We start from the raw sequence: 12,187 nt of genomic DNA, 5'->3' as shown, positions 1-12,187 counted from the left end.
CAGGAGCGTTCGTCCCGTTCGCCGGCCTTGAGTTGGAGTGCGCTCCAGGTCGTACGTTCGGAGCATGACCTCCCCGACCTCAGGCAAGACCTGGTTCATCACCGGCGCGTCCCGTGGCTTCGGCCGTGAGTGGACGATCGCCGCCCTCGAGCGCGGAGACCGTGTCGCCGCCACCGCCCGCGACACCAGCACCCTCGACGACCTCGTCGACAAGTACGGCGACAGCCTCCTCCCGCTGCAGCTCGACGTGACCGACCGTGAGGCCGACTTCGCCGCCGTACGGCAGGCGCACGAGCACTTCGGTCGGCTCGACGTCGTCGTCAACAACGCCGGCTACGGACACTTCGGCTTCGTCGAGGAGCTCACCGAGCAGGAGTTCCGCGACCAGATGGAGACCAACGTCTTCGGCGCGATGTGGGTGACGCAGGCGGCGCTGCCGTTCCTGCGCGAGCAAGGCTCCGGTCACATCCTCCAGGTGTCGTCGATCGGCGGGATCTCGGCGTTCCCGCTGGTCGGTGCCTACCACGCGTCGAAGTGGGCGCTCGAGGGCTTCTCCCAGGCCCTGTCGCAGGAGGTCGCCGGCTTCGGCATCCACGTCACCCTGATCGAACCGGGTGGCTTCTCGACCGACTGGGGCGGCTCGTCGTCCAAGCGATCGGAGGAGCTCCCGGCGTACGCCGAGCTGCACGCCCAGGTCGCCGAGGCCCGCAAGGCCCGCATCGGCACGCCCGGTGACCCGACCGCCTCCGCCGCGGCGGTCCTCGCGATCGTGGACGCCGACGAGCCCCCGCTGCGCGCGTTCCTCGGCTCCGCGCCCCTCGGCATCGCCACCGCCGACTACGAGTCGCGGCTCGCCAGCTGGCGGGAGTGGCAGCCCAACGCCGAGCTGGCTCAGGGCTGACCGGGGCGCGGGTTTCACCGGGCACCCGGTGAAACCCGCGCGAGACGCCGGTCGGACGCGGCGTGTCGCGCGGGTTTGCCACGAGAACCCCGGGTCGGGCTTCGGTTTCGGCTCGACGTCATGTATCTTGATGTCAAGAGATATCCCGTCAGGCCGTCCCCGTGACCGAGTTAGGGGAGCCTTGCTTTTCCCTCGCTCGACGGCGGCGGCAGGATGGGATCAGCGATCTGGACGACGACGAGACATCAGGAGATGACTGCTGTGGCCAGTCAGGACAGCTTCGGTGCCAAGAGCACCCTGGACGTGGACGGCAAGTCCTACGAGATCTTCCGCCTCGACGCGGTCGAGGGTGAGGGCCTGGACGTCGCGTCCCTGCCGTTCAGCCTGAAGGTGCTGCTGGAGAACCTGCTCCGCACCGAGGACGGCGCCGACATCACGGCCGACGACATCAAGGCGATCGCCGGCTGGGACGCGGACGCGGACCCCAGCAAGGAGATCCAGTTCACGCCGGCGCGCGTGATCATGCAGGACTTCACCGGCGTCCCGTGCGTCGTCGACCTCGCCACCATGCGTGAGGCGATGGCCGACCTCGGCGGCGACCCGACCAAGATCAACCCGCTCGCGCCCGCCGAGATGGTCATCGACCACTCCGTGATCGCCGACGTCTTCGGTACGCCGGAGGCGTTCGAGCGCAACGTCGAGATCGAGTACGAGCGCAACCGCGAGCGCTACCAGTTCCTGCGGTGGGGCCAGGGCGCCTTCGACGACTTCAAGGTCGTCCCGCCGGGCACCGGCATCGTGCACCAGGTCAACATCGAGCACCTCGCCCGCACGGTCTTCACCCGTGAGGTCGACGGCGAGCTGCAGGCCTACCCCGACACCTGCGTCGGCACCGACTCCCACACCACGATGGTCAACGGCATCGGCGTGGTCGGCTGGGGCGTCGGCGGCATCGAGGCCGAGGCCGCGATGCTCGGCCAGCCCGTGTCGATGCTGATCCCGCGGGTCGTCGGCTTCAAGCTCTTCGGCGACCTGCCCGAGGGCGCGACCGCGACGGACCTCGTCCTCACGATCACCGAGATGCTGCGCAAGCACGGCGTCGTCGGCAAGTTCGTCGAGTTCTACGGCCCCGGCGTCTCCGTGCTGCCGCTGGCCAACCGCGCCACCATCGGCAACATGAGCCCGGAGTTCGGCTCCACGATCGCGGTGTTCCCGATCGACGCCGAGACCACCAAGTACCTCAAGCTCACCGGCCGCTCCGAGGAGCAGCTCGCGCTGGTCGAGGCGTACGCCAAGGAGCAGGGCCTCTGGCACGACCCGGACGCCGAGCCGCGCTTCTCCGAGCGGCTCGAGCTCGACATGGCGACCGTCGTACCCTCGCTCGCCGGCCCCAAGCGCCCGCAGGACCGCGTCTCGCTGTCCGAGGCCAAGGACTCCTTCCGTACGGCGCTCGCCGACTACGTCGACGACTCCGGCGATCAGAACGGGTACGACGAGGCCGTGGCCGAGTCCTTCCCCGCCTCCGACGCGCCGTCCAACGGCCACGGTGAGGCCCCGCCCAACGAGCTGGAGCACGCCACCGTCGCGCCCGGCGCCGGCCGCCCGAGCAACCCGGCCCAGGTCACCCTGGCCGACGGCACGTCGTTCGAGCTCGACCACGGCGCGGTCACCATCGCCGCCATCACGTCGTGCACCAACACGTCCAACCCGTCGGTCATGATCGGCGCGGCACTGCTCGCCAAGAAGGCCGTCGAGAAGGGCCTGGAGCGCAAGCCGTGGGTCAAGACGACCCTCGCGCCCGGCTCCAAGGTGGTCTCCGACTACTACAACAAGTCGGGCCTGACGCCGTACCTCGACAAGTTGGGCTTCAACCTCGTCGGCTACGGCTGCACGACCTGCATCGGCAACTCCGGCCCGCTGATCCCCGAGGTCAGCCAGGCCGTCAACGACAACGACCTCGCGGTCGTCTCGGTGCTGTCGGGCAACCGCAACTTCGAGGGCCGGATCAACCCGGACATCAAGATGAACTACCTCGCGTCCCCGCCGCTGGTCGTCGCCTACGCGCTGGCCGGCTCGATGGACGTCGACCTGTTCAACGACCCGCTAGGCCAGGACCAGGACGGCAACGACGTCTTCATGAAGGACATCTGGCCGACGCCGACCGAGATCGAGGAGGTCATCGCCGCGGCGATCAACTCCGACATGTTCGACGAGAGCTACCAGGACGTCTTCGCCGGCGACGCGGCCTGGCAGTCGCTGCCGACCCCCGAGGGCAAGACCTTCGCCTGGGACCCGGAGTCGACGTACGTCCGCAAGCCCCCGTACTTCGACGGCATGCCGGAGAAGCCGGAGGCCGTGACCGACATCGAGGGCGCTCGCGTCCTGCTCAAGCTGGGTGACTCGGTCACGACCGACCACATCAGCCCGGCCGGCGCGATCAAGAAGGACTCGCCCGCGGGCAAGTACCTCGCCGAGCACGGCGTCGAGGGTCGCGACTTCAACTCCTACGGCTCGCGCCGGGGCAACCACGAGGTCATGATCCGCGGCACCTTCGCCAACATCCGGCTGCGCAACCAGCTGGCTCCCGGCACCGAGGGCGGCTGGACCCGCGACTTCACGCTCGACGACGCTCCGGTCAGCACGATCTTCGAGGCGTCGGAGAACTACCTCGCCGCCGGCACGCCGCTGGTCATCCTGTGCGGCAAGGAGTACGGCTCCGGCTCGTCGCGCGACTGGGCGGCCAAGGGCACCTCGCTGCTGGGCGTCAAGGCGGTCATCGCCGAGTCGTACGAGCGGATCCACCGCTCCAACCTGATCGGCATGGGCGTCATCCCGCTGCAGTTCCCCGAGGGCCAGAACGCCGAGTCCCTCGGCCTCACCGGTGAGGAGACCTTCTCGATCTCCGGCATCACCGAGCTCAACGAGGGTCGGACGCCGAAGACGGTGAAGGTCACCGCCGGCGACGTCACCTTCGACGCGGTCGTCCGCATCGACACCCCCGGCGAGGCGAACTACTACCGCAACGGCGGCATCATGCAGTACGTCCTGCGCAACCTGAAGGCCCAGTCGGCCTGATCTGACCGCCGAGTCGGCGCCAGTTTCACCTTCTGGGTGCAAACTGGCGCCGACTCGGCATTTCGGACCCCTCCATTTCCGGGCGCGGTGGCGTGAGTAGTGGTGTGATCACCCCTCGGAGGACCTCATGACCACGCTGCACGACCGGCTGACCGACCTGGCCGAGGAGGCACCGGCGGGCGGGCCTGTGCCCGATCTCTGGGAGCGGGGTCGGCGCGTGCATCTCGTACGGCGCGCCGGGACCCTCGGCATCGTCGCGGCGGCCGTCCTCCTGCTCGCCGTCATCGTCGGGGTCGACTGGCAGCGCTCGGCTCCCGAGCCGACCCCGGCCAGGGGCACCGTCGGGCTGCCCGACCGGGTATGGGCGCCGAGCCCCTGGTTGCCGTCCACGGACAGGCCGGGACAGCTGGTGGCGCTGTCGAGCGCCGACAAGGGGACTTGGACCGGGGCGCACTCGGCCGTGGTCGGGATCTCCGCTTCATCCGGTGAGTACGCATTCGTCGACCTCCCGGGGGCGGAGCTCGAGAACGGCGGTGCCGAGCTGGCGCCCGACGGTCAGCACATCGCGTACTGGCTGAGGGGGACGACGACCGGCACCCCGCTCTCGGAGTCGGGGCCGATCACGGGCGTGGCGGTCTACGACCTCCGGACGGGGGACGTGGCGCAGCACTGGATCACGACGCCGCACGGCCTGAGCCCGGAGTTCCTGACCTGGGCAGACACGTCCACGGTGGTGTTCTCGGCGGGCCAGATCCGGGGCGGCGACGATGCCTCCGGGATGGACCAGTCGAGCGCGTCGTTCGGGCCGGTCGCGGCTTGGTCAGTCGGTGGAGAGCCACGCCCGGTCGCCGGCGTCGAACCTGGCTTCCACCTCGAGGGCGCCGGACACGGGCGCATCCTGGTCGGCACATTCTCCGACCGTCCCTCTCGCGGACACCTCATGGTCGACGTGGCGGACCCGACCGGCGCTCGTTTCATCGAGGTGCCCGACTCTTCGGGCGCCATCGGCAGCCTCCACTACGTGTCTCCGGACGCGTCCGGGAGGCGGATCGCCCTGGTCCCGGGCAACAGCAATCCTCATCAGGTGTATGCCGGGGTCGCGGGTGATCTGACGAAGGTGCCGAGGTCCGGTCAGACCTTCGGAGTCGTCGACTGGATCGACCCCGACACGATCGTGACGTTACGGAGGGTGAAGGGGCCTTTCGACGGCAAGAGTGCGCTCTACCGGGTCTCCATCTCGACCGGGACCGCCCGTGAGCTGGTCAGGTTCCCCGTCGACACCTACGGCGGATCCTGGCAGTTCGCGACCGACCTGCTCGACGCGCCGTCGGTTGAAGCGGTCGAGCCGCCATCGCCAGTGGACCCTCGCGCCACGGCGACACTCTCGGTCCTGGTCTGCCTCGCCGCGGCGATCGCGCTGGTCCTCTGGAGGCGCCGTGTCCGCGCCTGACTCCTTCGAGGAGTACGTCGCGGCGCGGCGGGGCGCGCTGCTGCGGACGGCGTACCTCCTCACGGGGTCGCACGAGGACGCCGAGGACCTGGTGCAGGTCGCGCTGATCAAGGCGGTGCCGCACTGGAGGCGGATCGCCGACCACCCGGAGCCGTACGTCCGCAAGGTCCTGGCCCGGGAGAGCATCAGTCGCTGGCGGCGCCGGCGGTGGCGGGAGGTGCCCACCGACCAGGTGCCGGAGACCTCCGTGGAGGGGCCGGCGGCCGACCGGGTGGAGCTCCAGCGGGCGCTTGGCCGGCTCGCGCCGCGACAGCGTGCGGTGATCGTGCTGCGCTACTACGAGGACCTCACGGAGGCGGAGACCGCCCGGGTGCTCGGCATCTCCGTCGGGACCGTGAAGTCCCAGGCCCGCGACGCCCTCGTCCGGCTGCGTGCGGAGTCGCTGGATACCGTTGCCCCATGATCGTGGCGTTCAGCATCTCCCCGTCCACCGGCGACGACACCGGCAGCGTCTCCGAGGCGGTGGCCGCCGCCGTACGCGTCGTCCGCGAGTCCGGGCTGCCCAACGAGACCAATGCGATGTTCACCAACATCGAGGGGGAGTGGGACGAGGTGATGGCCGTCGTCAAGAAGGCCGTCGACGTCGTGGCCGCGGTCTCGCCGCGGGTCGGGCTGGTGCTCAAGGCCGACATCCGGCCCGGCTGGGACGGCCAGCTCACGGCCAAGGTGGAGCGGGTCGAACGACTGCTGGGCGAGTGATGTCGGAGATCCCACCGCCCCCGTCGTACCCTCCTCCGGGGTACGAGCCGCCGCCGAGCGAGCCGACGCTGCTGGCGTCCTTCGGGCCGGAGCCGCCGCGATCCTCCCGCGGCCCGGTCATCGCACTGGCCGCGGTCGCCGTCGCCATCGTGGTCGCGCTCGCCGTCGCGGTGCCGATGCTCGTCGACGACGAGGAGCCGGTGAGCAAGGACCTCAGTGCCGTGAAGTCGTACGACGGCCTCTCCAACGAGCACACGACCGACGACGTCGACTACCCCCAGAGCCCTCCGGTCGGCGGCCAGCACGCGCCGGTGTGGCTGGACTGCGGGGCGTACGACGAGCCGCTGCGCGAGGAGAACGCGGTCCACGACCTCGAGCACGGCACGGTCTGGATCAGCTACGACCCCGACCTGGACGCCGACGACGTCGCCGCGCTGGCCGACGAGCTCCCGCAGAACGGCATCCTCGCGCCGTACCCCGGCCTGAGCGCACCGGTCGTCGTCACCGTCTGGGGCAAGCAGCTCGCGCTGACCGGTGCGGACGACCCCCGGCTCCCGCTCTTCATCACGACGTACGGCGGCGGCGAGACCGCGCCGGAGCCGATGGCGTCCTGCGCCGGTGGGGTGCACGAGGCGGACGGCGGGACCGGGCAGTCCGGCACGGACGTCTAACGGACCAGCTCGGCGGTCAGCTGGACCTCCGCGTCGACGAAGCCGACGGAGCGGTAGATGCGGATCGCGTGGTAGTCCGGGTCGGCGACGGTGACGAGCGACGTCGCGCCGAGCCGGCGGAAGGCGTCGGTGCCGGCCGCGTGCACCAGCGTGCCGGCGACGCCGCGACCGCGCGCCTCGGGGTGGGTCTGCACCTCCTGGAAGCGGGCCACCCGGGTGCCGGCCCGCACGATCCCCATCGTGGCGACCAGCCGGCCCTCGTCGAACGCGCCGTACCAGGCGCTCTCGCCGGTCTCGGTCAGCCGCCGCTCGGCCTCGGCCTTGAGGCGGGTGAAGGTGCCGAAGCCGGTCGAGCCGCCGTCGTGGCACGCGAGGTCGAGGGCGACGCGCTGGGCCCAGTCGTCGTCGCCCGCCAGCGGCCGGACCCGGGCGTTGGTGTTGGGCCGCGGGGGAGCGAGCACGGTCGTGGCCGTCAGGACGACGGACATCTCGACGGTGTAGCCGGCGTCGGCGAAGGGCACCAGGTCGGCGGTCCTCCCGTCCGGGGCGTCGACCCCGAACGCGCGGTGCGTGATGCCGGGGAGCTCGCGGGCGAACAGGTCCTCGACCATCCCGAGGTCGCGTCGCAGTGGCGTACGCCGCAGCAGCAGGAAGTTGCCCCACCGGTAGCCCGGGTTGTCGGGCGTGCGGACCACGACGTACGTCGGGTGGTGCTCGACCTGACTGCCGGACAACGCGAGGATCGCGAGGTCGGTGCGCCACCCGCACGACAGGACTTCCATGCGCGGGAACGTAGCCGCTCGATGTCACGATGGTCCTATGGATTCGATGACGGTGGAGTTTCGGACCGGGCACGACGAGGTCGTGCTCGACGTGACCGACGAGTGCCGTGACTTCGTCGCGGGCCGGGGCGACGGGCTCCTGCAGGTCTTCGTGCCGCACGCGACCGCGGGCATCGCGATCCTCGAGACCGGCGCCGGCAGCGACGACGACCTGCTCGCCGCGCTGGGTGACCTGCTCCCCGCCGACGACCGCTGGCGCCACCGGCACGGCAGCCGCGGGCACGGGCGCTCGCACGTGATGCCGGCGATCGTGCCGCCGCACGCCACGGTCCCGGTGCTCGACGGCCGGCTCGCGCTCGGCACCTGGCAGAGCATCTGCCTGGTCGACCTCAACGTCGACAACTCCGTGCGCGAGGTCCGGTTCTCGTTCCTGCGCAGCGCGTGAGCGACGCCGAGCTGGCCGTGGCCGCCGCCGAGGCCGGTGCGGGCATCGTCTGCGCGCACTACGGCGTCCCGGTCGAGCGCTTCGCCAAGTCGGCGACCGATTTCGCCACGACCGCGGACCTCGCGTCCGAGCAAGCGATCCTCGAGGTCCTGCGCGCCGCCCGCCCCGGTGACGCGATCCTGGGGGAGGAGGGCGGACGCACCGGCCCGGACGGGGCGAGCCGGACCTGGCTGGTCGACCCGCTGTGCGGCACCCTCAACTTCGCGGCGCAGACCCCGCTGATCGCGGTCAACGTCGCGCTCCGCGACGGCGGCGTCGTCACCGCCGCGGCCGCCGCCGACCCGATCGCCGACGAGGTGTTCTGGGCGGACACCGACGGCGCGTGGCTGCGCTCGGGCGGTGCCGACACCCGTCTGGTGCCGTCGTCGGTCACGGCGCTGGTCGACGTCAACCTGGACGCCGTCCACCCGGACCCCGGCCGGTTCCGGCCCGCCGCTCTGCTCGGGCACCCCGACTTCCGGCGGCGGTACGGCGGGCGGGTGCTGTCGACGACGCTCGCCCTCGTGTGGGTGGCGGCCGGCCGGCGCGCGGCGTACGTCACCGACGGGACGTTCGTCGACAACGTGCACTTCGCCGCGGGCATAGCGATCTGTCGCGCGGCCGGGTGCGTCGTGACCGACCTGCGCGGTGCCGAGGTGGACTCGGACGGCGGCAGCGGTCTGGTCGTGGCGGCGGACGAGGAGACGCACGCGCGGGTGCTGGCCCTCTGCGTGAACTCGGTCGAGGGGATCGGGAAACAACAGGTGTGAGCACCCCTGACCCCCCACCCTCCGACCCGCAGGTCGTGGCCGCGTCCGTCCACGACCCGTCGGCGTTCGCGGAGATCTACTCCCGCCACGCCGACGACGTCCATCGCTACCTCCGGCGCCGCCTCGGCAGCGACGTCGCCGACGACCTGACCGCCGACACCTTCGTGGCCGCGTTCGGTGCCCGGGCCCGGTTCGACCTGGCGGCGGCCAGCGCGCGGCCGTGGCTCTTCGGCATCGCGAGCAACCTGGCGGCCAAGCACCGGCGCAGTGAGATCCGCGGGCTGCGCGCCTTCGCCCGCACCGGGGTCGACCCCGTGGCGAGCGAGTGGTCGGACGGAGCCGACGACCGGGTCAGTGCGCAGGCGCTGAACCGGGAGCTCGCCGCCGCCCTCTCCGAGCTCTCCGCCGGGGACCGCGACGTGCTGCTGCTGGTCGCCTGGGCGGAGCTGAGCTACGCCGAGGTCGCCGCCGCCCTTCAGCTCCCCGTTGGGACCGTGCGGTCCCGGCTCAACCGCGCACGCCGCACGGTGCGCACGACCTTGTCGCCGGGCACGGAGCGGGTCGCCATCCGCCCGCTGACCGCACTCGAGACCCGTGGAGGACCCCATGGATGAGCTGACCCTGGTGCGCGAGCTGCGCGCCGACGCACCCCTCGGTGCACCGACCACCGCCCGTGACGCCCTGATGGACGCGATGACGCCGCACCGACGGCTGTCCCGCCGGTGGCCCGCTGCGGTGGCCGCGGTCGCGACGATCGCCGCCGGTGCCTTCGCCCTCCAGGCGGGACCGGCGGCCTCGCCGAGCACCGCGACGGTCCTCGGCCGGGCGGCCACCGTCGCCGCCGGCCAACCGGTGCCGCGGCCGCGCGACGACCAGTGGGTCTTCGAGACGGTGTACGGCGGCGCCACCGACGGCGGCCCCTTCCAGATGGTGCCGGGTGCCGGGTGGACCCGGTTCGACGGCACGCAGTACGCCGACGCGCCCTCCGACCACCCCGAGCGGCTCCACGTCCAGGACCTGGTGGACGACCCGGACGTAGCGTCGCCCGCCGAGTGGTACGACGGCGCGGCGCGGCTGCCCCACGCACCCGCCGCCCTGCTGGCGGCGCTGCGCGACAGCGGCCTGACCGACGCCCACGGTGCGAGCGGGGCGGCGCGCGACTTCGCCGCGGTCCTCGACGCGCTCGGGCAGCCGGTGCTGCCGGCCGATGCCCGCGCGGACCTCTTCCGGGCGCTGGCGACCATCCCGGGCGTGACGGTCGACGACGACGCCGAGCCCGACCTGCTCGGCGACGCGGTGCTGGCCGTGACCCGCGACGGGGCGGCGGACCCGAGCGGGGTGGCCAGCCGCCGCGAGCTGCTGCTCGACCCCGACACCTACGCCTACCGCGGGGTGCGGGTGACCGCGCTGAAGGCCGGGCGCATCGGGGGTGCGAAGGGCTTCGCCGTCACGGCCGGGCAGACCTGGTACGAGGACACCGTCACGGATGCGGTCGTCGTCGACGAGCCCGGGCAGCACCGCTGATCACGGGAGCAGCAGCATCGTGTCGCCGAACTCGTGCCAGAGGTACGGCGGCGCATCGGGCGCGCTGATGTCGGCGTAGGCCCGGTCGACCAGCGGCCGGCCGGCGACCGCTGCGAGCAGGTGCAGGTGGCTGGCCTCCGGCTCGTGCAGCCCGGTGAGCAGGCCGTCGACGACCTGCGTCGGGCGGGACGGGTCGAGGACCAGGGACGTCCAGCCGGCGCTAGGCACCACCCGGCCGCCAGCGACGGCGGACTCCAGCGCTCGCACCACCGTGGTGCCGACGGCGACCACCCGGCGACCGGCCGCCCGCGTCGAGCCGACGAGGCGGGCGGTCGCCGCCGGCACGGCGTACTCTTCCGGCTGCGGCGGCTCGTGCTTCTCCTGGCTGGCGACTCCCGTGTGCAGCACGACCGGAGCGACCACCACGCCGTACGCCATCAGGGAGACGAGCAGCCGCTCGGTCAGCGGCCGGCCGGCGCTGGGCATCTCGGCGCTGCCGGGGTGCCGGGCGTAGACGTTCTGGAGGGCCTCGATCGGCCACTCGCCGTGCACGTAGCGGTAGCGGATCGGGCGGCCCCAGCGGCCGAGGTACGCCACCCGGTCCACCTCCGGCGACGGGCGGGCCCGCCACAACCGGGTCTGCCCCGCCGGGTGCGGCTCGACGACCCGGAGCGACACGCCGCCGGGCAGCGGCAGCACCTCACCCGGCACCGGCGTCGCGGGCCCGCTGTTGTCGGGCTGCCGGAGCTCGACCACCCAGCTGCCGTCGTCGAGGAGCGTCGAGACGTGGACGCCCCAGCCGTCCCCGGCGAGTGCCGAGGGGAGCGTGGCGCTGGTGTTGACCACCAGCAGGTCGCCGGGCCGCAGGTGCTGGGGCAGGTGGGCCGCGGTCGTGTGCGTCGTGGCGTCCGGGGTCACGACCGCCAGCCGGACCCCGTCGCGGGCGACCCCGCGGGCCTCGGGTGGGACGGCGGCCTCGCGGACCACGGCGGTCATACGCTGACGACCGGCTCGAGGTCCGCGGCCCGGTGCCGGCCGCTGCGCAGGTCGCCGACGACCAGCGTCAGCAGGTGCGGCACGACGGACGCCGGCTCGGGCCGGTCACCGATGTCCTCGCCGGGGAACGCCGCCTGGTGCATCGCGGTCCGCAGGTCGCCCGGATCCACGGCGTACACGCGCACGTCGGGCTCCTCGGCCGCCAGCACCCGCGTCGCGTGGTCGAGCGCGGCCTTGGACGAGCCGTAGCCGCCCCACGTCTCGTACGCCTCCACCGACGCGTCGGAGGTGATGTTCAGGACCCGGCCGCGCCGTACCCGCAGCTGCGGCAGCAGCAACGACGCCAGCGCCACCGGCGCCACGACGTTGACGTCCAGGGTCCGCAGGTAGGTGTCCGGGTCGAGGTCGGCGAGGCGGGGGAGCGGGCTGGCGCCGAGCGTGCTCGCGTTGTTGACGAGCAGGTCGGCGCCCCCGAGGTCGCTGGCCGACGCGGCCAGGGCGCCCCGGTGCCAGGAGTCGGTCACGTCGCCGGGTACGGCGAGGTGCGGGCCCCCCGGCAGGTCCGCGACCGCCTCCTGCAGGCGTACGGCGTCGCGCGCGTCGGCGACCACCGACCAGCCGGCGGACGCGAGGGCGCGGGCGAGGGCCAGGCCGAGCCCCTGGGAGGCTCCGGTGATGACGGCGACAGGCATGGGCGGTCTCTCCTCGGTCGGATCACGTTCCGTTCTCAGGAGGGTGCAAGTTGAAGCGAACTTGAAGTCAAGGCCCAGGGCGG

Annotated in this window: 13 protein-coding genes; 10 read left to right on the top strand and 3 right to left on the bottom strand. The window is 72.4% G+C overall.

Annotation, left to right across the window (positions count from 1 at the left end; translation table 11 throughout):
* The first annotated feature begins 64 nt into the window (after positions 1 to 64).
* From ABEA34_RS22780 to ABEA34_RS22755, 6 genes are all read left to right on the top strand, one after another.
* Complete coding sequence (locus ABEA34_RS22780) at positions 65 to 901, top strand: SDR family oxidoreductase (RefSeq protein ID WP_345524041.1); 837 nt, start codon at positions 65 to 67, stop codon at positions 899 to 901.
* Between the two features lie 252 nt (positions 902 to 1,153).
* Positions 1,154 to 3,976 carry an aconitate hydratase gene (locus tag ABEA34_RS22775; RefSeq protein WP_345524040.1) on the top strand — a complete coding sequence of 941 codons (2,823 nt, stop codon included), beginning with the start codon at positions 1,154 to 1,156 and terminating at the stop codon, positions 3,974 to 3,976.
* 127 nt (positions 3,977 to 4,103) lie between these two features.
* The gene (locus ABEA34_RS22770) at positions 4,104 to 5,426 is read left to right on the top strand and encodes a hypothetical protein (protein WP_345524039.1); all 1,323 of its coding nucleotides are present in this window, start codon (positions 4,104 to 4,106) and stop codon (positions 5,424 to 5,426) included.
* On the top strand, positions 5,413 to 5,889 hold the full coding sequence (locus tag ABEA34_RS22765) for a SigE family RNA polymerase sigma factor (RefSeq protein ID WP_345524037.1): 477 nt from the start codon (positions 5,413 to 5,415) through the stop codon (positions 5,887 to 5,889). The genes ABEA34_RS22770 and ABEA34_RS22765 overlap by 14 nt, the downstream gene beginning before the upstream one ends.
* Positions 5,886 to 6,185, top strand: a complete 300-nt coding sequence (locus tag ABEA34_RS22760) for an MTH1187 family thiamine-binding protein (protein WP_345524036.1) — start codon at positions 5,886 to 5,888, stop codon at positions 6,183 to 6,185. Before ABEA34_RS22765 ends, ABEA34_RS22760 begins: the two co-directional genes overlap by 4 nt.
* The gene (locus tag ABEA34_RS22755; protein ID WP_345524035.1) at positions 6,185 to 6,856 is read left to right on the top strand and encodes a thioredoxin-like domain-containing protein; all 672 of its coding nucleotides are present in this window, start codon (positions 6,185 to 6,187) and stop codon (positions 6,854 to 6,856) included. Before ABEA34_RS22760 ends, ABEA34_RS22755 begins: the two co-directional genes overlap by 1 nt.
* On the opposite strand, the gene ABEA34_RS22750 is transcribed toward ABEA34_RS22755, so the two are convergent.
* Positions 6,853 to 7,638 carry a GNAT family N-acetyltransferase gene (locus ABEA34_RS22750; RefSeq protein ID WP_345524034.1) on the bottom strand — a complete coding sequence of 262 codons (786 nt, stop codon included), beginning with the start codon at positions 7,636 to 7,638 and terminating at the stop codon, positions 6,853 to 6,855. The two genes, ABEA34_RS22755 and ABEA34_RS22750, sit on opposite strands and share 4 nt — an antisense overlap.
* 46 nt (positions 7,639 to 7,684) lie before the next feature.
* On the opposite strand from ABEA34_RS22750, the gene ABEA34_RS22745 reads away from it, so the two are divergent.
* The 4 genes from ABEA34_RS22745 to ABEA34_RS22730 are packed head-to-tail and all read left to right on the top strand — an operon-like array spanning position 7,685 to position 10,416.
* Positions 7,685 to 8,083, top strand: a complete 399-nt coding sequence (locus ABEA34_RS22745) for a secondary thiamine-phosphate synthase enzyme YjbQ (RefSeq protein WP_425576907.1) — start codon at positions 7,685 to 7,687, stop codon at positions 8,081 to 8,083.
* Positions 8,080 to 8,892: an inositol monophosphatase family protein gene (locus ABEA34_RS22740; protein WP_345524032.1), complete on the top strand. Its 813-nt coding sequence runs from the start codon at positions 8,080 to 8,082 to the stop codon at positions 8,890 to 8,892. The genes ABEA34_RS22745 and ABEA34_RS22740 overlap by 4 nt, the downstream gene beginning before the upstream one ends.
* Positions 8,889 to 9,506, top strand: coding sequence for an RNA polymerase sigma factor (locus ABEA34_RS22735; RefSeq protein ID WP_345524031.1), 618 nt, complete (start codon positions 8,889 to 8,891; stop codon positions 9,504 to 9,506). Before ABEA34_RS22740 ends, ABEA34_RS22735 begins: the two co-directional genes overlap by 4 nt.
* Positions 9,499 to 10,416, top strand: a complete 918-nt coding sequence (locus tag ABEA34_RS22730) for a CU044_5270 family protein (protein WP_345524030.1) — start codon at positions 9,499 to 9,501, stop codon at positions 10,414 to 10,416. The genes ABEA34_RS22735 and ABEA34_RS22730 overlap by 8 nt, the downstream gene beginning before the upstream one ends.
* Here ABEA34_RS22730 and ABEA34_RS22725 read toward each other — a convergent pair whose 3' ends face one another.
* Both ABEA34_RS22725 and ABEA34_RS22720 read right to left on the bottom strand, forming a co-directional pair.
* A complete protein-coding gene (locus tag ABEA34_RS22725) occupies positions 10,417 to 11,412 on the bottom strand; it encodes an S-adenosylmethionine:tRNA ribosyltransferase-isomerase (protein ID WP_345524029.1) in 996 nt (331 codons plus the stop codon). It lies immediately after the preceding gene.
* Positions 11,409 to 12,104, bottom strand: a complete 696-nt coding sequence (locus ABEA34_RS22720; protein WP_345524028.1) for an SDR family NAD(P)-dependent oxidoreductase — start codon at positions 12,102 to 12,104, stop codon at positions 11,409 to 11,411. Before ABEA34_RS22720 ends, ABEA34_RS22725 begins: the two co-directional genes overlap by 4 nt.
* Positions 12,105 to 12,187: the final 83 nt, after the last annotated feature.

Origin of the sequence: Nocardioides conyzicola (genome assembly GCF_039543825.1) — a bacterium.
GTDB lineage: Bacteria > Actinomycetota > Actinomycetes > Propionibacteriales > Nocardioidaceae > Nocardioides > Nocardioides conyzicola.
Note: the sequence above shows the minus strand (reverse complement) of the source record. Positions and strands in the feature narration are given on the sequence as shown.

What these genes read in the sequence shown, in the direction of transcription:
- ABEA34_RS22780 (WP_345524041.1), top strand. Translation starts at nt 65, where the DNA reads ATGACCTCCCCGACCTCAGGCAAGACCTGGTTCATCACCGGCGCGTCC.
- ABEA34_RS22755 (WP_345524035.1), top strand. Translation starts at nt 6,185, where the DNA reads ATGTCGGAGATCCCACCGCCCCCGTCGTACCCTCCTCCGGGGTACGAG.
- ABEA34_RS22760 (WP_345524036.1), top strand. Translation starts at nt 5,886, where the DNA reads ATGATCGTGGCGTTCAGCATCTCCCCGTCCACCGGCGACGACACCGGC.
- ABEA34_RS22730 (WP_345524030.1), top strand. Translation starts at nt 9,499, where the DNA reads ATGGATGAGCTGACCCTGGTGCGCGAGCTGCGCGCCGACGCACCCCTC.
- ABEA34_RS22725 (WP_345524029.1), bottom strand. Translation starts at nt 11,412, where the DNA reads ATGACCGCCGTGGTCCGCGAGGCCGCCGTCCCACCCGAGGCCCGCGGG.
- ABEA34_RS22720 (WP_345524028.1), bottom strand. Translation starts at nt 12,104, where the DNA reads ATGCCTGTCGCCGTCATCACCGGAGCCTCCCAGGGGCTCGGCCTGGCC.
- ABEA34_RS22770 (WP_345524039.1), top strand. Translation starts at nt 4,104, where the DNA reads ATGACCACGCTGCACGACCGGCTGACCGACCTGGCCGAGGAGGCACCG.
- ABEA34_RS22745 (WP_425576907.1), top strand. Translation starts at nt 7,685, where the DNA reads ATGACGGTGGAGTTTCGGACCGGGCACGACGAGGTCGTGCTCGACGTG.
- ABEA34_RS22750 (WP_345524034.1), bottom strand. Translation starts at nt 7,638, where the DNA reads ATGGAAGTCCTGTCGTGCGGGTGGCGCACCGACCTCGCGATCCTCGCG.
- ABEA34_RS22775 (WP_345524040.1), top strand. Translation starts at nt 1,154, where the DNA reads ATGACTGCTGTGGCCAGTCAGGACAGCTTCGGTGCCAAGAGCACCCTG.